The sequence below is a fragment of the Streptomyces sp. NPDC059909 genome (genome assembly GCF_042730885.1).
GTDB lineage: Bacteria > Actinomycetota > Actinomycetes > Streptomycetales > Streptomycetaceae > Streptomyces.
In genome coordinates, this window is sequence record NZ_JBHWKX010000020.1 from 68354 (window position 1) to 86004 (window position 17651).

A 17651-nucleotide genomic window follows, 5' to 3' on the forward strand; every position below is an offset into this window, starting at 1 on the left:
GCCCGCGTACAGGGAGGTCCCGTGCGCTGAGGCGAGCTGTTCGGGCCACGGCACTACGCGGGATGATCTCCGCGAGGGCTTTCACCCCGGCGAAGGCGCCCCGGGCTCGCCGGGGCGGAGCCTGACCGTGCCGCGTCTCCCATTGCTTCCGCGCTCCGTGGGGCCGAGCGGCGCACGGTGTCGGGCGGCGGGGCGCTGCGGGCGTGGAGTTCGATGGCCAGGGGTGCTGCGGTGAACATCGACGAGTAGGTGCCGACGACGATGCCGATGAGCAGCGCGAGGGCGAAGTCGGTCAGCGAGTCGCCGCCCAGCAGGGTGAGGGCGGAGAGGATGAACACGGCGCCCATGCCGGTGTTGACGGTGCGGGGAAGGGTTTGCAGGATCGCGGTGTTGGCGATGCGCGAGAAGCGTGTCCCGCGTTTGTCGGCCCACAGCTCTCTGACACGGTCGAAGACGACCACGGAGTCGTTGACCGAGTAGCCGATCACGGTCAGCAGGGCGGCCAGGAAGGCTCCGTCGATCGGCTTGCCGAGCCAGGCGAAGACGCCGATGAGAACAAGCGCATCGTGGGCCATCGCGGCGACTGCCGCCGTGCCGAAGGTCCAGCGGAATCGAACGGCGAGATACAGCAACTGGGCGGCCAGAGCTGTGGCGAGGGCGATCAGGGCACCTTGGCGCAGTTCGTCACCGAGGCTGGGTCCGATGAGCTCGTCGCGGACCTTGTCGGCCTTGCCTGCGAGGTCGCGGACTGTCTCGTTCAGCCTCGTCTCGTCGCTGTCGGACAGCCGGTTGGTGCGTACGGTGAGGTCGCCGTCGCCGGAGGTCTGGACGACCGCGCCGTGGAGGCCGGCGTCGGCCAGAGCTTCTCGGGCGCGGTCGGCGTCCACCGGGGCTGCGGTGGAGTACTCGATGAGTCGTCCACCGGTGAATTCGATACCGAAGTTCAGCCCCCGGACGGCGATTCCTGACGTGGTCAGGATGAGTACGACGGCAGATGCGGCCAGCCATCGCCGCCGATGGCGCATCAGGTCGGGATCACGGTGGCCGAGCCAGTCGCGGACCTTCCCGGTGCCCGCGATGCCGGTGAGGTGGGGGCGGCGCCGTACGGCGCGACGGGCGACGGCGAAATCGGCGAGGACACGGGTGATGACCAGGGCGCTGAGCATGGAGGCGAGGACGCCGGTGCCCAGGGTGACGCCGAAGCCGCGGACGGGCCCTGAGGCGAGGAGGAAGAGCAGTCCGGCGGCGATGAGTGTGGTGATGTTGGAGTCGGCGATGGCGCTGAGCGCGTTGCGGAATCCTGCGGTCAGGGCGGAGCGAAGGCTCTTGCGGCTGCGGGCCGCGTATTCCTCGCGTGCGCGTTCGAAGACGAGCACGTTGGCGTCGACGGCCATGCCGATGGCCAGGACGAAGCCGGCGAGTCCCGGGAGGGTGAGGGTGGCGCCGAACGCGGCCAGAGCCGCGTAGGAGATGAGCCCGTAGCACGCCAGGGCCAGGGCGGCCAGACCGCCGAGGATCCGGTAGACGGCGATGATGAACAGCGAGGTCAGCAAGGTGCCGATGACGGCGGCCCGGGCGCTGGACTCGATGGCCTCGGCCCCCAGGGTGGGGCCGACGGTGCGCTGTTCGACGGTCTCGACCGGCACCGGCAGGGCCCCGCCGGTGATGAGCAGGCCCAGTTCCCGGGCTTCTTCCGGGCTGAACGCACCGGTGATCCGGGTGGATCCGCCCGTGATGCCCGTACGGCAGGCGACGGAGGGGGTGACCTGGGGGGAGGAGATGACCTTGTCGTCCAGGACGATGGCGACGCGGCGGGCGGGGTCGCCGGCCGGGTGGCATGCCGCCTTGCCGGTCAGGTGGGCCCATGCGTCCGTGCCCGCCCCCTTGAAATCGACGCCGACGTACCAGCCGAGACTGCTTTGCTGGTCGATCCGGGCCTCGGCGCTGTCGACGTCCGCGCCGGTGAGTGTGGGCAGGCCCAGGCGCAGGGGTTGTCCGGATTCGTCGGGGAGGACGCGTTCCTTCGGCCGCTTGGGCAGCGGCGGCGGTGACGGCTCTGCGGTGTCCGCGGTGCCGAGGACGGGGTGGAAGGTGAGTTGGGCTGTGCGGCCGAGGACCTCGGCGGCCTCGCGCGGGTCCTGGACGCCGGGCAGCTCGACGATGATCCGGTTGTCTCCGGAACGCGCGATGGTGGGTTCGGCGACGCCGAGCGCGTCGACACGGCGGCGCAGCACCTCCAAGGTGCGGTCAGTGGCCTCGGCGTTGGCCTCGGCCGTGGGCGAACTCCGGGTTTCCAGCACGAACTGGGTGCCGCCCCGGAGATCGAGACCCAGGCGGACCGGCACGGTCACGGCGATATGGAGCGAAAGGGCGAGAACGGCAAGGGCGAACAGCGCCCGCACACGGGTGGCGCGCGTCAAGGGGGCCTCCAACAGGCATACCGCGGCCGCGATACGGGCGCGGTGGGGATCGACCGGGGGACGTCAGATACCTGCTGGAGGCGGCGGGGCCCGACCGTTGTGACGCGCGGTGTGCCGAGGAGGCGTGGTGGCCTCCGGTGACGGCCACAGTGGTGGCCCGGGCTCCGGCAGGGGGACCACGAGGCACGGTGGGGCTGCGGCTCTGCCGGGAGGAGGGGTGGGACGCTCGGCCGGGGTGTCCCGGCAGACGCGGGGCGGCGGGCCGCAGGTGGCGGTGCATGTGTCGTCGGTGCCGTGACCGGTGTGGGCAGTTGCGCCTGTGTCCGTGTCCTGGGGAAAGGCCACGCCCGGTGCCGGGACGTGGTGCACGGCGGCCGCGCCCGGCGTCGGTGTGCCGGGGGATGCCGGGGCGGAGGTGCCCAGGAGGCCGAGGAGTGCGGCCAGTGCCGCCAGCAACAGGCCGGTGACGGGTGCTCGGTACGGTCTGCTGGGGGAGGCGGCACGGGTGCGCCGGGCCATGCGATGCCTCCTCCTCAACTCGTACTCGGCTCGGGCGGCTCGCGGCCGAAGTGCGCTGGGTCCGTTCGGGGGCAGGGGCACCGGCCCGTTGGCCGGGATGGGTCAGGGCGAGGCGTGGTCAGGGCGAGGCGTGGTCAGCGCTCAGGGTTCGATCAGGCCGGCACGGATGGCATAGCGGGTCAGCTCCAGCCGGTCACGCAGCCCGAGTTTGTGCAGCAGGTTCGCCCGGTGCCGCTGGACGGTCTTGACGCTGATGACGAGCGTCTCGGCGATCTCCTTGGAGGAGTTGCCCTCGGCGATGAGCTTGAGGACCTCCTCCTCCCGGGCCGTGACGATCCGGTCCGGGACCTCCTCGCCGTGCCGGGCGCGGTCGAGGAAACTGCGGATGAGGGCCGTGACTGCGCCGGGGTAGAGGAAGGGCTCACCGCGCATCGCCGCTCGGCACGCTTCGACCAGGTCGCGGTCGGCGACCGACTTCAGCACGTATCCGGAGGCTCCCGCTCTGAGGGCCTGGAAGAAGTACTGCTCGTTGTCGTACATCGTCAGCATGAGGATGCGCAGGCCGGGCTGCAGCGCCGACAGTTCACGGGCGGCCTGGAGCCCCGTCATCCGGGGCATGGCGATATCGAGGACGGCCAGGTCGATGGCATGGGTGCGGGCCATGGCGATGGCCTCCGCACCGTCGCCGGCCTCGGCGACGACCTCGAGGTCCGGTTCGTTGTCGAGGATGAGCCGCACGCCGCGCCGGACCAGCGCGTGGTCGTCGGCGAGGAGGATACGGGTCGGTGCTGCGTCGGACATGGTCATGGGCCCTTCACAGCCGTGGGGACGGACAGGGACACCCGCGTGCCGCCTGCGGGGCGGGAGCCGATCTCCAGGCCGGCACCGATGAGCAGGGCGCGTTCCCGCATTCCGCGAATCCCGGCACCTTCTCGGGCGGCCCCGGTGCCGCGGCCGTCGTCCTCGATGCACAGCACCACGCCGGAGGGAGTGGGGCGCAGGGTCAGCTCGACGCGTTCGGCATCGGCGTGGCGGGCGATGTTGGTCAGAGCCTCCTGGGCGACGCGATAGACCACCAACTCCGTCTCGCGGTCGAGCGGTGGGAGGTCCGCGTCGAAGCCGCGCCTCACCTCCAGCCCGGTATGGGTGGCGAAGTCGGTGCCGAGCGAGGTCAGCGCGCTGACCAGGCCGAGATCTTCCAGCACACCGGGGCGTAGCCTGCGGGCGAGGCGGCGCACGTCATCCAGGCTCTCGCGCGTGGTCTCCTGCGCCTGCCGCAGTTCGGTGCGCAGGGGCTCGGGGGCCTGGTCCGCCGCACGTTTGAGTCCCAGCAGGACCGCCGTCATGCTCTGCCCGACCTCGTCGTGGAGCTCCTGCGCGATGCGTCGCCGCTCCGATTCCTGCGCGGACAGTGCCCGGGCGGCGCTCGTGGCGCGCTCCGCTTCCAGCCGGTCGAGCATGTCGTTGAACGTGCTGATCAGCTCGGCGACGCCGCCGTGCCCGGACACCGGCAGCCGCTGTCCCGGGTGAAGCAGGTCGACCTTGGTCATCAGTCGTGTGAGCCGATCCAGCGGAGCCAGACCTATGCGCAGCAGGGCGGCGTTGGCGACCAGCATCACGGCCAGGCCGCCGATCAGGATGACGGCTTCGGTGAGCAGCACCGGCACCGAGACGGTCACCGGTGCCCACAGCAACAGTGCCGTGGCCGTACCGAGCACGAGGGCGTTGAGCCCGAAGATCCGCCAGAACAAGGGCACGGGGTGCAGAGCCTCCTTGGTCTCCAGTGTCCCTACCACTATCTGCTACTCCTCGGCTCGGTCCGGCCCGGGTACTCCTCGGCTTGGTCCGGCCCGGCTCCGCCTCGGCCCGGGCGGGACACCCTGGCGTGGTCGGGCAGCCGTGCGCCAACCCCTTTCCCGGCGGCCAGCTTGCCGGGCCCGGGCCCCATTGGTCGATGGGACCTGGCAGCCATCTGAACCCGCCGTGTGCGTCCTCGCCCCCGGTCGCGTACACCCTCGAACCCACCGGAAATGGGTGCTGGGACCGATGGACCCCGATGAGCGGCCCGACCAGGGTGGGAGTCATATACCCCTGGCTCGCCTCCCCCGGCGCCCCGGCCGCATGCGGTGGTGGCGCCGTGGATCCCGTGGCCAGCCCCGAGTCACCGATCTCACGGAGAGGACTGCACTGATGTCGCTCGACGCGGCCCGACACGAAGCCCGCCCGGAACGTCTCACCGCCCACGAGATCCGGCAGCGCCTTCAGCATGAGCGCAACTCGCGGATCACCCAGCTCAACGCGATCGACGAGGCCGGGCACGAGGCGGCCGACGATCTCATGGCCGCGCAGAGGACCTCCATCCAGCGCGTGCTGAAAGAGATCGACACCGCCTTCCAGCGGCTGGACGAGGGCAGCTACGGGACCTGTCAGGACTGCGCCAAGCCCATCCCGGTCGAACGGCTGGAGATCCTCCCGTACGCGCGCTGCTGTGTCGGCTGCCGGCAACGCCCCGCCTGACGCACCCCGAAAGGCAGCCCGGCCACAACCGGATCCACTCGCCCCTTGCGCCCTGTGGAGGGATGAAGCCGTGAACAACCAGGTCGTCGGCGTGGACAGTTCAGAACTCGCTCCGGAGGACCTCGCCCTGCTGCGCGAGAGCCTGCACGAGCAGCGTGTCTTCCGCCTGGAGCAGCTTCAGGAGATCGGACAGTCCGCACCGACCAGGGCGCACCGGGCGCGTGAGCAGCAGGCGGCCTCCCAGATCGAAGTCCACATCAAGCTGACCGCATACGCCCGCATGGTCCTGGCCGATGTGGAAGCGGCTCTGGAACGGATGGACCGGGGCCGGTACGGCATCTGCCCCCGGTGCACGCGCCCCATCCCCCTGCGGCGTCTGAAGATCGTGCCGCAGGCCCGCTACTGCGCGCGCTGCCAACAACTCGGGGAGGCACGACGGTGACTGCCGCCCGCCCTCCTTTCGGTTCCGCCCGCCGCCACACGGCGTGGCCGGCTCGCCGGCTGCTGGGAACCGGGCTCGCCATCGAACTCGGCAGTGCCCGCACCCGCGCCTGGGCGCCCGGCCGCGGTGTACTCCTCGACGTACCCACGGTGGCCTTCCCCGGCACCGGCGCCTCGTACCCGATCCAGCGTGGGACCATCGTCGACGCACACGGGACCGCCAGGATGCTCGATCGCCTGCTGAGCCGCCGCATTCCCCGCTGCGGGCGCCCGCTGATCGTGCTCACCACACCGGTGCTGTCCGGTCCCGGCTACCGCGCCTCGGCTCTGACCGCGCTGGAAGCACTGCGGCCCCGCACCGTCCTGACCGTCCCCACCGCGAGGGCCATCGCACTGGGCGCCTACGCCGACCTGACCCGACCCCTGCTCATCGTGGACATCGGCGCCCACCTCACCGAGGTCGCCCTGCTGACCGACGGCGAGGTCACCAATGCCTACCGGACCGCGCTGGGCACCAGCGATCTCGATGAGACGGTAACGTTCCGTGAAATCACCCGGTCCGTGATCACGATGGTGACCGTCATGCTGCGCCGGGACCTCAGCTCGCAGACCGTCGACGCTCTCCGGCGCGGGGTGCTTCTCGCCGGCGGCGGAGCCGTGCGCCCGGAGTTCGCCCACCACCTCACCGGACAACTGCGCGTCCCCGTGAGGCCCGCCTCCGCACCCCGCACGGTCGCCCTGCGCGGCGCCGCCCGAATCCTGGAATCGGCCCACCGCCACCCGTCCATCACCGCCACTACCGACGCCGACCACCCCTCGGGGAACTGACCTGATGTGCGGCGCACGCCCCGCCAACCGACCGCAGTAGTACGGCGTCCGGGGCAGCGTGTCCGGGCTGCGGGAACCGTCCCCGTCGTCCGGGCAAGCCAACGTACGGAAGAGTCGGTGACCGACGACAACGCAGCGAGGTGCGGTGCCGGGGCACGCGAGCCCGGCAGGATCCGCAGGACACCTTCCTAGGTCCCCTGACTCCTTGCCAGGGCTTCGCCCACCGTCCTGATGTGGGTCGTGAGGGCCTCGCCGAGCGGGCCCTCCCCGCCGAGGACCTTCGGTTCGGTGGCCTGCCTCCGGGGCTCGTCGGGCAGTGCGTGCGACGGCGCGGCGTCGGCGGCCTGGGCGGCGGTCGTCAGGGCGACGGGGAGCGCCGCGCCGACCGCGAGGGCGTGGAAAAGGCGACGTACGTTCATGGCCGGTACAACGGGCCGGATCCGCCAAGGGCACGCCGGGCACGACTCCGCGCCCGTGCGCGTCCCGGTGAGGTGCGGCGCGCGGCGCCACGCGGTGGCGCCGCATGCCCCGGCTCCCACGTCGCGCGGCCTCGTGGTGCAACGATCTGCGGATGAGCGATGCCGATGTCCCTCCCGTTTCGCCTTCTCCCTCCCCCACCTCGGCGCCCGTCTCGGCTCCCGTCTCGGCTTGGTGGCCGACGACGCTGTGCACCGAGCGCCTGGTGCTGCGACCGGCCGGTGAGCAGGACCTGCGCGTCGCCGAGGTCCTGTGGCGGGACGAGAGGGTACGGGCCTATATGGGCGGGCCCGTCAGCGAGGACAGGATCAGGATGCGGCGGGCGTACCTGCCGGGTGCCGTGGGGGTGTTCGCAGTCGCCCTCCGGGAGACGGGGGCGATGATCGGGCTGGTCACCATCGACCCGCGGTCCTCACGGGGCGCCACGGAGGTCTCGTACCAACTGCTGCCGGAGTCCTGGGGGTTGGGCCTGGGTCGCGAGGCCGTGGGAGCGGCCGTGGGCTGGGCCCTCGACAGCGTCCCCGGGACCGCGCGGATCGTCGCCGTGACGCGGGCGGCGAACCGGGCGTCGTGCAGACTGCTGGAGTCGATCGGCATGCGCTGCACCGACGAACTCGTGGAGTACGGAGAGCGCCAGGCGTTGTACCTCACGGCCCCGGCGCCGACGTCCCCCGGCCGCGACGCGGTCCCGGCCGCCACCGGGCTGCTGCCCGGCGCGCTCTGAGCCCGTTGCCCGGTCGGGGTCCGCTGTACTGTCGGACCTCCGCAGCTCCCGCGGAGTTGGGTGGAGCTTCTCGCCATGGCCGCGCCGGGCAGGGGTGGTGACCGCTCGCGCACGGGTCCGTTCGCGCCGCCGACGCCGTGGCGCTCGCACTCCCCGTCACTGGGGAGCGAGTACGGCGCGGAACTCCTCGGTTGTCGTCAGCAGGGCGTCACCGGCGAAACGCAGCGCGGCCAGCGACCGTTCGCCGGCCTCCGGGTCGCCGGCCCCGCAGGCGTCCGTGATGACGACCGGTACGTAGCCGAGGTCCGCCGCGTGGCGGACGGTGGGCTCGATGCCGATCTCCAGGGCGACGCCGATGACGGCGACGGTGGTGATCCCGCAGTCGCGCAGAGCGATGTCGAGCCAGGTGCCCTCGAACGCCGACATGGTGATCTTGTCGATCACGGCCTCGCGGTCCGTCGGCCGCAACTCGGGCGTGAGCTGCGTCTGCGCGGCGTCCGGCGGGAAGGGGGAGACCACGTCGGCGGCTCGCTCGGCCCGCTGCCAGGCGCGCCACATGCGCAGTTGGGAGGCGCCCATCAGCTGGGTGGGAAGTGTGACGTGCCGCAGGAAGTACGTGCGGACCCCGGCGGCCCGGGCGGCCTCGACGACCTCGACGGCCCGGCGGACGACTCGGCCGCGCTCGCCGATCTGGTTCAGCACACCGATCTGCATGTCGTAGACCAGCAGTGCCGTACGTCGCGGATCGCACGCTTCCGTCAGGGAACGGGGAACGCCAAGCCCATATCGCTCATCCACGGTCGTGACGCTACCCCTGCCTTCCCCGTCACGAACGCACCCGCGCGGAACGGCTGCCCCGCGGCGGGAACTCGACCGTTCACCCGTCGGGAGTCCCGCATTCTGGTCGTGTTCCTGCCAAGCCGCTGAACTGTAGGCCATGAGTGGACACCACGATGACGCAGCGCACCCCCACGCCCACGGTCATGCCCACGCCCACGCCCACGGCCCCGGACCGAGCCGGCGTTCCCTGCTCGCCGGTGCGAGCGGCCTGCTCATCGCCGCTGCCGCACCCGGCACCGCCCACGCGGCCGCCACCCGCACCGCGTCGGGCCCCGCGCCGGCGCCCCGGGCCGGTGCCTCCCGCGCGTCCCTGGTCACCCAGGGCACCCAACTGGTCCATGCCGATCTGCACAACCACACGCTGATGTCGGACGGCGACGGCGACCCCGCGCCGGCCTTCGCCTCCATGCGCGACGCCGGCCTCGACGTCGCGGCGCTCACCGACCACACCACCCTCTTCGCCATCAACGGCCTGACGAAGAGCGAATGGGACCGCACCAAACAGCTCGCCGACGCCGCGGACGACCCGGGCGCCTACACCGCGATCCGCGGTTTCGAGTGGTCGCACCCGCTCATCGGCCACGCCAACGTCTGGTTCACGGACCAGTTCGTCGACCTGGGCGGGGCCGGCTCGATGAGCTCGCTCTACAGCTGGCTCGGCAGCCGGGACGGTGTCGCCGGCTTCAACCACCCTGGGCGTGAGGCCGGACGCTTCGACGACTTCGCGTACGTGCCCGCGGCACGCGACAAAATGGTCAGCGTCGAGATGTTCAACCGCGGGGACGACTACCTCTTCGACGGCTGGGCGGACCGCGGGTCCTCGCACCTCAACGCCTGTCTCAACGCCGGCTGGCGCACCGGCATCACCGGTGTGAGCGACCACCACGGCACCGAGTGGGGCCACCCCGAGGGCGTGGGGCGCGCCGGGCTGTGGGTCACCGAGAACACCCGTGCCGGTGTGCTCGAAGCCCTGCGCGCCCGCCGCTTCTTCGCGACCAGGTACTCGGGCCTGCGCCTCGACGCCACCGCGTACGGCGTGCAGATGGGCGGCACCCTGCCCCTCGCCTCCGGCGACGTGCGCTTCGCCGTGGACCTCGACCGCGGTCCCGACTGGGCGGGCAAGCCCCTCCACGTCCAGGTGCTGCGCCCCGGCACCGATGCGCCGAACGTGGCCGACGTGATCGCGACAACGTCCGGGAGCCTCGTCGAGTTCACCGTCCCGCTCGACGTCGAGGACGGTGCGTGGGTCGTGCTGCGCATCTCGGATCCCTCGCAGCCGAACGGGCAGCCCGGCCCGGCGGGCCACCCCTGCAACGACCTCGGCGTCGCCTACTCCAGCCCGTGGTGGCTCCAGCCGTAGGACCCGACGTGCGTCAGAGGCTGTGGGCGACGGGGTGCAGCGGCTGGTAGAGCGGAAGTTCGGACCCGCTCGGCATGCGCACCGCCGTGAGCCGCCCCCAGCCCTGTTCGCTCACCGGCTGCGTGATCTCGACGCCGTGCTCGGTCAGTTTCGCGAGTACGGCGTCCAGGTCGTCGCACATCAGATAGAACTCGGTCTGCGCCGGCCCCTCGGTCGGATGCACCGCGATCTCGGCGGGCGGCAGTTTGAAGATCAGCCAGCCGTGCCCGGCGTCGACGTGCGCGAAACCGAGCACACCCTTGATGAAGGCCCGATCGGCGTCGGCGTCCTGGCTGTAGAGAATGACGTGTGCGCCGCTGAACATGCCTGTTGCCATGCGGCCAGTGTTCACCACGGCGCTGCGGCGACCCGGCGTGACACGCGAACGTCAGCACCGACGGCGACGGGCTGCCGCCGTGGACCGGACTCGGCGTCTTCTGCGGCTGCATCGCGATCGTGCCGGCCTGCGGCCGCCACCGTCACCGTCACACAGCACCGCGACGTGTGACCCGTGCAGTGCCACAGGACTCGTGAACCTGCCTTGCCGGGCCCGCTGATCCGCTTCACTGAGGGCACAGCAGTTCGTCAGCCCGTCATGGCACCCCCGCGAGGACCTTCATGGACACCCAGCAGGACACGCAGCCGGACACACAGCCCGCGCACGCGCAGACCTCCCCCGGCGTCGCCGGGGCGGCCGCGGATCCCCCGGCGTGGCGCGTGCTGCTGGGTTACGTACGCCCGTACCGGCACTGGCTGCTGCTGGGCGGGCTGCTGAGCCTGATCACCGGGGCCACCGGGCTGATCCTGCCGCTGGCGGCCAAGCGGCTGGTGGACAACCTGGGCGCGGACCGGCCGGTGACCGGCGCGCTGCTGCTGATGACCCTGCTGGTCGTCGGCAACGCGGCGATCGGGGCACTCGGCGCCTTCGTGCTGCGGCGCACCGCCGAGTCGGTGGTGCTCACCGCGCGGCGCCGGCTCGTCTCCCATCTGCTGCGCCTGCGCATATCCGCCGTCGACCACGCCGAGCCCGGTGATCTGATGTCCCGGGTCACCTCCGACACGACCCTGCTGCGCGAGGTCACCACGGACTCCCTCGTCGGCGCGGTCACCGGAAGCCTCACGCTGGTCGCGACCGTGACGATGATGGGCGTGCTCGACCCGGTGCTGCTGGCCGTCACGCTCGGCGTGCTCCTCTTCGCCGGCACGGTCATCGGGATCCTCGTGCCCAGGATCAACCGTGCCAGCAAGCGCGCCCAGGAATCGGTGGGTCTGATGGGCGCCGCGCTGGAGCGGATGCTCGGTGCCCTGCGCACGGTCAAGGCGTCCGGGGCCGAGCACCGCGAGGAGGAGGCCATCCACCGGGCCGCCGCCGAGTCCTGGCGGTCCAGCGTGCGGGCGGCCAAGTGGACGGCGCTGGCGGGGAACACCGCGGGCCTGGCCTCGCAGATCGCATTTCTCACGGTCCTCGCCGTCGGCGGGTCGCGGGTGGCCTCCGGGGCGATCGACGTGGGCACGCTGATCGCCTTCCTGATGTACGTCTTCTATCTGATGCCGCCGATCCAGCAACTCGTCGGCGCCGTCACCGAGTACCAGGTCGGCGCCGCGGCCGTGGGCCGCATCCAGGAGGCCCAGCGGCTGCCGACCGAACCGGTGAGCAGCCCCGCGGCTCTGCCGGCGTCCGGTGCCGAGCCTGCCCGACTGGCCTTCCAGAACGTGCACTTCCGTTACGCACCGGACCTGCCCGCGGTGCACCACGGGGTGAGCTTCACCGTCCCGCCCCGCGGCATGACCGCCTTCGTCGGCCCGTCAGGAGCCGGCAAGACCACGGTCTTCTCCCTCATCGAGCGGTTCTACGAGCCGACGTCCGGCACGATCCTCCTCGACGAGCGGGACCTGATGTCCTGGAAGATCCCGGAACTGCGGGCCGCCATCGGCTACGTCGAGCAGGACGCGCCCGTGCTGTCGGGGTCCCTGCGCGACAACCTACTGCTCGGCGCGCCGGACGCCACCGGCGACGACCTGCGGGAGGTCCTGCGCACCACCCGCCTCGACGGCCTCGTCGCCCGGCTGCCCAAGGGCCTCGACACCCTGGTCGGCCACCGCGGCACGAAGCTCTCCGGAGGGGAGCGCCAGCGCGTCGCCATCGCCCGCGCCCTTCTGCGCCGTCCTCGACTGCTGCTCCTCGACGAGGCCACGTCGCAGCTCGACGCCGTCAACGAGGCGGCGCTGCGGGACACCGTGGCCGAGGTCGCCCGCACCACGACGGTGCTCGTGGTCGCGCACCGGCTGTCCACGGTGACGCTGGCCGACCGGATCGTCGTCATGGACGGCGGCACGGTCCAGGCCATCGGCACGCACTCCGAGCTGGTGGGTTCCGATCCGCTGTACGCCGAGCTCGCGACGACCCAGTTCCTGACGGCCGCCGACTGAGCGACCGCGCGAGGGCGCCTGGCGGTGGGCACGGCGGACGCCCATGGGCCTCGGTCCAGGTCATGGGGAAGCGACCTGGACCGGTCCCTCGTCCCTGTTCCCGCTCCCTCTCCCTACGCCTCGAAGCTGATGGGGTGCCCCTCCTGCCGGGCCTGCCCCTCCGTGTACGTCACGCTGTGGACGGTACGGCCCGCCCGGTCGGTGAGCGTGATGGTGCCGCCCCGGTTGCCCAGCTGGAATCCGTCGCGTCCGGTGACCGTGATGCTCGTACCCGCTTCGAGTCGCTGGGCGGGTATGGAGAAACGGCGCCCGTTCCGGTCGGCGAGATGCCAGCCGTCGAGGTCGACCACGGCCGGCGAGCCGTTGAGGAGGACGACGGTCTCGGTCTCCGGCGCCTGGCCGGCCGGATTGACCATCGCCGACACGATCCGCACGACCGGCGCGGCACCGTCGCCCGGCTCGTCCGGCTGCCCGGGCGCCTCCGGGTCGGTCGGCCACTGGGGCGGGGACGCGAGGGCGTGGCCCGTGATGTCGTCGGTCTGCCACGCCTGCGACTGGAAGGCCAGGAAGACGGCCACCCAGCCGGAGTCCCCGGGCAGACGGATGAGCAGCGCGCCGTCCTGCCACACCCCGTCCTGGGACTCGAAACGCTTGCTGTTGCCCTGGTTCATATGGACGTCGTGCACACCGTTGCCGGGACGGAAGCCGAAGATCTTGTCCGCCGTGTCCTCGGGACCCCAGCGCTCCCCGAACACGTACAGCACCGCCGTCCCGTCGGCGATCGCCCGCTCCACATGGCGGTCGAGGAGATCGGCAAGGTCGTTGGCCGTGCCGGGCAGATCCGCGGGAAGGGGCCGCAGGGACGCGGGGTCGAACAGGCCGCCGCGCACGAAGTCGAGGGCGCCCTGTCCCTCGCGTGAGTCGAGCCGCGACCAGCCGCTGCCCGCGGCCGGGAGCAGCTCCGTCACCGGGTGGCGGAAGTCCTCGTCGACCGCGTACAGCAGCTCCGAAGGGGCCTCCTGCGACTTGACGTTGACCGCGGCCCTGTAGTGGGTACCGGTGTCGTCGACGAGATGGATCTGGTAGTGGGGCGTGCGGTCGGCGCCCTCACGGCGCCGTGCGACCGCACGAGCGGCCAGCACACCGTATTCCTTCAGCGGCATTGGTCATCCTTCGGCGTTGTGGGCTGACGGGCCTTTTCGGCCACCCGTGCGGCGCACGGACGACCGTCCGGAGTACACCGGTGGCATCACCGGGCCTCCAGGCCGACACGCCTTCGCCCACATGAAATCCCCGTGCACGATCGGTGCCTTGCTCGTGCTGTCAGTGAGATGAAAGAGCCCGTCGCTAACTTCTCCTCCCGTCAGTCGCGAACGCTTCCGTCCACCCGTTCAGCACGGAGAGATCCGTGAGCACCGGAGCGGAACCGCCGCGCTTTTCCGAGAGGGGGAATCCGTCGATGACGGTGTCCGAAAGTGCCATCGATCCCGGCGTGCAGGAGCTCCGGTTCGTCCGGTCCGTCGACCGGCGGCTGCTCCACCGCCGGGCGTTGTCGGAGGTGTTTCTCACCGACACCGCGGTGGTGGGCGGGAAGAGCTTCCGGGCGGGAGCCCAACTCCCCTCCTCCCACGCCTACTTCACGGATCACGCCGGACACACCGTGATCGACCCGATTCTGCTGCTGGAGTGCGCGCGGCAGGCCGAGACGTACGGCGCGCACGTGCACGTCGGGGTGGACGACGACACCAAGTTCATCCTGCAGTCGTGGTCGATGCGGCTGCCCGGCCTGTTCACCGCGCACGCCGGCACTCCTGCCGAGCTGACCATGGAGGTGACGACCGACCGGGCCTTCGGATCGTCGGCACCGACCCGTTCCGTCTCCTACGACATGGGACTGCTGATCGGCGGCCGGGCGGTCGGGGACATCCACATGGAGGTCGGCTACCTCTCCTCCGCGACGTACTCCTATCTGCGGTCGGCACGGCGGGGCAGCGCACCCGTCTCCTCGGACGACGTGCCGGCCACGCCGGCGACGGTCTCCCCGGGGGAGGTCGGGCGGGCGAACGCGGTCAACGCCCTGCTGGTCGATCCGGTGCGGAACGAGGAGGGGATCACGGCCGGCGTCCGTGTCGCGAACGACAACGTGAGCATGTTCGACCACGCGCAGGACCACGTTCCTGGCATGGTCCTCACGGAGGCCGCTCGCCAGGCGTGCCTGCTGGCCGGAGCGGAGCTCTTCGGACAGCAGGCGGCGGAGACCACGGTGGTCGGCTTCGATCTCGCCTTCTCCAAGTTCGCCGAGCTCGACGCGCCGACGACCGTGAGCGCGGTCCCCGAGCACCGGAACGAGGGGATCCAGACGTTCAGGATCTCGGTCGTCCAGAACGGTGACGAGATCGCGGCCGGGACCATGGACGCCTCGGCCGTCCCGGCGTCCCACCGGAGTGAGCGGTGACCGGACGGGCAGCGGTGGTGGCCGGGCTCGGGGGCTGGCTGCCGCCGGTCAGGGTCACCAACGACGACCTCGCCCTGCAGCTCGACACCACGGACGAGTGGATCACCACGCGGACGGGGATACGGCAGCGGTTCGTGGTCCCTCCCGAGCTCTCCACGTCGGGCGTCGCGGTCGAGGCCGGGGCGCGTGCCCTGGCCTCGGCCGGGAGGTCGAAGGTGGATCTCCTGGTGCTCGCGACGAGTACCCCGGATCACCCGTGCCCGGCCACGGCGCCCGAAGTCGCCAGCCGGCTGGGGCTCGGTGAGATTCCCGCGTTCGACGTGGCCGCCGTCTGCACCGGGTTCGTGTACGCGCTGGCCAGTGCGTCGAGCATGATCAGTGCGGGAGTCGCCGACAGCGCGCTGGTGATCGGCGCGGACACCTTCTCCACGATCCTCAACCCCGAGGACCGCACGACCAGGGCGATCTTCGGCGACGGGGCCGGGGCCGTCCTGCTGCACGCGGGGACAGCAGGACAGCCCGGGGCACTCCTCGGATTCGACCTGGGCAGCGACGGCTCCCAGGCCGACATGATCACCGTGCCGGGCGGTGGGTCCGAGCAACGCTCGCGAGGCGCCCTCGACACCGGTGACCTGTACTTCACCATGCAGGGCCGCTCGGTGTTCCGTAACGCGGTGACGCGGATGAGCGAGTCCTCCCGGAGGCTTGCGCACCGCATCGGCTGGCCCGTCGACACCGTCGACCGGCTCGTCGCCCACCAGGCCAACATACGCATCCTGACGGCCGTGGGGGCCGAACTCGGCCTGTCCGACGACCGGCTGGTGGTCAATCTGGACCGGGTCGGCAACACCGTGGCCGCCTCCATCCCGCTCGCGCTGGTCGACGGCGTGCACTCGGGAGAGATCACTCCGGGCGACCGGGTGCTGCTCTGCGGCTTCGGCGGCGGGCTCACCTGGGGAGCAGCCGCCCTGGAGTTCCCCGCACTGTCCGTCGAACCGCTGCCGGGGCTCCCGGCGAAAACTCTGTCCACACAGGCGAAGTGAAGGAAGAACCATGAGTGCAGTGCAGGAAAAGCTGGCCGAAGTGCTCGTCACGCAGCTCGGGGTGCCCGCCGCGAAGATCGGGCCGGAGATGACGTACAAGGATCTCGCGCTGGACTCGCTCGCGCTGATCGAGCTGACGATGATCCTCAACAAGGAGCTGGGGGCCGGCCTCGGTGACGACGCCCTTCAGGGCGAGACGACCATCGCCGGCACCGTCGAGCTGATCGAGTCCCAGGGCGTGCGCGCGTGACGCTCCCACCGAGGCGGCCCTTCGGCGTGGCGATCACCGGTCTCGGTCTCGTCACCGCCGCCGGCATCGACGCGGAGACCGGCTGGGAAAGGGTGTGCTCCGGGCAGGCGACCGCCTCCCGTGATCCGGAACTCGCCGGTCTCCCCGTCGACTTCTCGTGCCGGGTCCCGGACTTCGACGCCGGAGCACTGCTGGGTGCCGGCAGCGCCTGGCGGCTGGACCGGTTCACCCAGCTGGCCATGGTGGCCGCGCGCCAGGCCGTGGCCGACGCCGGACTGGACCCGGACACCTGGGACGGCACCCGCGTCGGGGTGGTCGTGGGCAACTCGCTGGGCGGCACCGCGACTTTGGAGCTGCAGTACCGCAGGTTCCTCGAGGACGCGCCGAAGAGCGTCTCTCCGCTGATGATCCCGATGGGGATGTCGAACATGGTCGCCGGCTATCTGGCCATCGACGTCAAGGCCTTCGGCCCCAGCATGGTCACGGCCACGGCCTGTGCGTCGGGCGCCACCGCCATCGGTCTGGCCAGGGACCTCCTGAGGTCCGGCGCGTGCGACGTGGTGCTGGCCGGCGGCACCGAGTCCGCGCTGACCCGGGCCACCATCACCGGACTGCAGCGGATGGGCGGACTGTCGGGGCGCGGCGAGGACCCGGCCGGGGCGTCCCGGCCGTTCGACGCGGCGCGTGACGGCTTCGTCGCGGCGGAGGGCGCCGGCATCCTCGTACTGGAGCGCCCGGAGGACGCCCGCGCCCGCGGCGCCTCGGCGTACGCCCACGTGGTCGGGTTCGGCTCGTCGTCGGACGCGTACCATGCCACCGCACCGGACCCGAGCGGAGCGGGCATGGAGCGCGCCCTGCGCGCCGCCCTCGCCGACGCCGGTGTGGGTCCGGACGAGGTGGACCACGTGAACGCGCACGGCACGTCGACTCCGCTGAACGACGTCACCGAGGGCCGGGTGCTGCGCCGGGTTCTGGGCGGGCGTCCGCTGGTCACCTCGACCAAGGGGGTCACCGGGCACCCGCTCGCCGCGGCGGGTGCGGTGGAGGCGGGATTCACCGCGCTGGCTCTGCACCACGGCGTGGTGCCCCCGACGGCCAACCTCGAGCAGCTCGATCCGGAGATCGACGTCGACGTGGCGACGGGGGCGGCGACGGCCGCCGCCATGGAGATCGCGGTGAGCACATCACTCGGGTTCGGCGGACACAACGCGGCACTCGTGCTCTCGGCCGCGTGACCCGCGCCGCACGTCGCCGCGCCGCCGCACCCGCCGCGTCACCACGAAACGGCGAAACCGCGAATCACATCAC

General features: G+C 71.6%; 17 protein-coding genes. 10 read left to right on the forward strand and 7 right to left on the reverse strand.

All coding sequences use genetic code 11. The annotated features are described in order from the left end of the window. Nucleotides 1-53 precede the first annotated feature (53 nt). From secD to ACFV9O_RS16265, 3 genes are all read right to left on the reverse strand, one after another. A complete protein-coding gene (secD, locus tag ACFV9O_RS16255) occupies nt 54-2420 on the reverse strand; it encodes a protein translocase subunit SecD (RefSeq protein ID WP_385417828.1) in 2367 nt (788 codons plus the stop codon). A gap of 660 nt (nt 2421-3080) precedes the next feature. After that, the gene (locus ACFV9O_RS16260) at nt 3081-3740 is read right to left on the reverse strand and encodes a response regulator (RefSeq protein ID WP_385417831.1); all 660 of its coding nucleotides are present in this window, start codon (nt 3738-3740) and stop codon (nt 3081-3083) included. Nucleotides 3741-3742: 2 nt separating this feature from the next. After that, nucleotides 3743-4696 (reverse strand): HAMP domain-containing sensor histidine kinase, encoded by a 954-nt coding sequence (locus tag ACFV9O_RS16265; protein WP_385417936.1) that lies wholly within the window; start codon nt 4694-4696, stop codon nt 3743-3745. Nucleotides 4697-5129: 433 nt separating this feature from the next. Between ACFV9O_RS16265 and ACFV9O_RS16270 the strand changes: the two genes are divergently transcribed. The 3 genes from ACFV9O_RS16270 to ACFV9O_RS16280 all read left to right on the forward strand — a co-directional run bounded on the left by ACFV9O_RS16270 (nt 5130) and on the right by ACFV9O_RS16280 (nt 6725). After that, on the forward strand, nt 5130-5456 hold the full coding sequence (locus ACFV9O_RS16270) for a TraR/DksA family transcriptional regulator (protein ID WP_385417834.1): 327 nt from the start codon (nt 5130-5132) through the stop codon (nt 5454-5456). A 70-nt stretch (nt 5457-5526) separates the two neighbouring features. Continuing rightward, entirely contained in the window at nt 5527-5898 is a 372-nt protein-coding gene (locus ACFV9O_RS16275; RefSeq protein ID WP_385417837.1) for a TraR/DksA family transcriptional regulator, read from the forward strand. Continuing rightward, complete coding sequence (locus tag ACFV9O_RS16280) at nt 5895-6725, forward strand: rod shape-determining protein (protein WP_385417839.1); 831 nt, start codon at nt 5895-5897, stop codon at nt 6723-6725. The genes ACFV9O_RS16275 and ACFV9O_RS16280 overlap by 4 nt, the downstream gene beginning before the upstream one ends. A gap of 188 nt (nt 6726-6913) precedes the next feature. On the opposite strand, the gene ACFV9O_RS16285 is transcribed toward ACFV9O_RS16280, so the two are convergent. Further along, nucleotides 6914-7144, reverse strand: coding sequence for a hypothetical protein (locus ACFV9O_RS16285; RefSeq protein WP_385417842.1), 231 nt, complete (start codon nt 7142-7144; stop codon nt 6914-6916). Between the two features lie 152 nt (nt 7145-7296). On the opposite strand from ACFV9O_RS16285, the gene ACFV9O_RS16290 reads away from it, so the two are divergent. Beyond that, nucleotides 7297-7926 carry a GNAT family N-acetyltransferase gene (locus tag ACFV9O_RS16290; RefSeq protein ID WP_385417844.1) on the forward strand — a complete coding sequence of 210 codons (630 nt, stop codon included), beginning with the start codon at nt 7297-7299 and terminating at the stop codon, nt 7924-7926. Between the two features lie 156 nt (nt 7927-8082). On the opposite strand, the gene ACFV9O_RS16295 is transcribed toward ACFV9O_RS16290, so the two are convergent. Next, the gene (locus tag ACFV9O_RS16295; protein ID WP_385417847.1) at nt 8083-8724 is read right to left on the reverse strand and encodes a cysteine hydrolase; all 642 of its coding nucleotides are present in this window, start codon (nt 8722-8724) and stop codon (nt 8083-8085) included. Nucleotides 8725-8863: 139 nt separating this feature from the next. Here ACFV9O_RS16295 and ACFV9O_RS16300 point away from each other — a divergent pair, with 139 nt between their 5' ends. Continuing rightward, a complete protein-coding gene (locus ACFV9O_RS16300; protein ID WP_385417850.1) occupies nt 8864-10126 on the forward strand; it encodes a CehA/McbA family metallohydrolase in 1263 nt (420 codons plus the stop codon). A gap of 13 nt (nt 10127-10139) precedes the next feature. On the opposite strand, the gene ACFV9O_RS16305 is transcribed toward ACFV9O_RS16300, so the two are convergent. Next, nucleotides 10140-10502 carry a VOC family protein gene (locus tag ACFV9O_RS16305; RefSeq protein WP_385417853.1) on the reverse strand — a complete coding sequence of 121 codons (363 nt, stop codon included), beginning with the start codon at nt 10500-10502 and terminating at the stop codon, nt 10140-10142. Between the two features lie 281 nt (nt 10503-10783). On the opposite strand from ACFV9O_RS16305, the gene ACFV9O_RS16310 reads away from it, so the two are divergent. Further along, entirely contained in the window at nt 10784-12595 is a 1812-nt protein-coding gene (locus ACFV9O_RS16310; RefSeq protein WP_385417855.1) for an ABC transporter ATP-binding protein, read from the forward strand. A 113-nt stretch (nt 12596-12708) separates the two neighbouring features. On the opposite strand, the gene ACFV9O_RS16315 is transcribed toward ACFV9O_RS16310, so the two are convergent. After that, nucleotides 12709-13758, reverse strand: a complete 1050-nt coding sequence (locus tag ACFV9O_RS16315; RefSeq protein WP_385417857.1) for a DUF2278 family protein — start codon at nt 13756-13758, stop codon at nt 12709-12711. A gap of 296 nt (nt 13759-14054) precedes the next feature. Between ACFV9O_RS16315 and ACFV9O_RS16320 the strand changes: the two genes are divergently transcribed. From ACFV9O_RS16320 to ACFV9O_RS16335, 4 genes are read left to right on the forward strand one after another with little or no spacing between them, the layout of a single operon-like run. Continuing rightward, entirely contained in the window at nt 14055-15050 is a 996-nt protein-coding gene (locus tag ACFV9O_RS16320; RefSeq protein ID WP_385417858.1) for an AfsA-related hotdog domain-containing protein, read from the forward strand. Continuing rightward, entirely contained in the window at nt 15047-16093 is a 1047-nt protein-coding gene (locus tag ACFV9O_RS16325) for a beta-ketoacyl-ACP synthase III (protein WP_385417860.1), read from the forward strand. The genes ACFV9O_RS16320 and ACFV9O_RS16325 overlap by 4 nt, the downstream gene beginning before the upstream one ends. 10 nt (nt 16094-16103) lie before the next feature. Further along, nucleotides 16104-16343 (forward strand): acyl carrier protein, encoded by a 240-nt coding sequence (locus ACFV9O_RS16330; protein WP_385417863.1) that lies wholly within the window; start codon nt 16104-16106, stop codon nt 16341-16343. Then, complete coding sequence (locus ACFV9O_RS16335; RefSeq protein ID WP_385417866.1) at nt 16340-17578, forward strand: beta-ketoacyl-[acyl-carrier-protein] synthase family protein; 1239 nt, start codon at nt 16340-16342, stop codon at nt 17576-17578. Before ACFV9O_RS16330 ends, ACFV9O_RS16335 begins: the two co-directional genes overlap by 4 nt. Nucleotides 17579-17651: the final 73 nt, after the last annotated feature.

What these genes read in the sequence shown, in the direction of transcription:
- ACFV9O_RS16260 (WP_385417831.1), bottom strand. Translation starts at nt 3,740, where the DNA reads ATGTCCGACGCAGCACCGACCCGTATCCTCCTCGCCGACGACCACGCG.
- ACFV9O_RS16270 (WP_385417834.1), top strand. Translation starts at nt 5,130, where the DNA reads ATGTCGCTCGACGCGGCCCGACACGAAGCCCGCCCGGAACGTCTCACC.
- ACFV9O_RS16285 (WP_385417842.1), bottom strand. Translation starts at nt 7,144, where the DNA reads ATGAACGTACGTCGCCTTTTCCACGCCCTCGCGGTCGGCGCGGCGCTC.
- ACFV9O_RS16290 (WP_385417844.1), top strand. Translation starts at nt 7,297, where the DNA reads ATGAGCGATGCCGATGTCCCTCCCGTTTCGCCTTCTCCCTCCCCCACC.
- ACFV9O_RS16300 (WP_385417850.1), top strand. Translation starts at nt 8,864, where the DNA reads ATGAGTGGACACCACGATGACGCAGCGCACCCCCACGCCCACGGTCAT.
- ACFV9O_RS16305 (WP_385417853.1), bottom strand. Translation starts at nt 10,502, where the DNA reads ATGGCAACAGGCATGTTCAGCGGCGCACACGTCATTCTCTACAGCCAG.
- ACFV9O_RS16310 (WP_385417855.1), top strand. Translation starts at nt 10,784, where the DNA reads ATGGACACCCAGCAGGACACGCAGCCGGACACACAGCCCGCGCACGCG.
- ACFV9O_RS16315 (WP_385417857.1), bottom strand. Translation starts at nt 13,758, where the DNA reads ATGCCGCTGAAGGAATACGGTGTGCTGGCCGCTCGTGCGGTCGCACGG.
- ACFV9O_RS16320 (WP_385417858.1), top strand. Translation starts at nt 14,055, where the DNA reads ATGACGGTGTCCGAAAGTGCCATCGATCCCGGCGTGCAGGAGCTCCGG.
- ACFV9O_RS16330 (WP_385417863.1), top strand. Translation starts at nt 16,104, where the DNA reads ATGAGTGCAGTGCAGGAAAAGCTGGCCGAAGTGCTCGTCACGCAGCTC.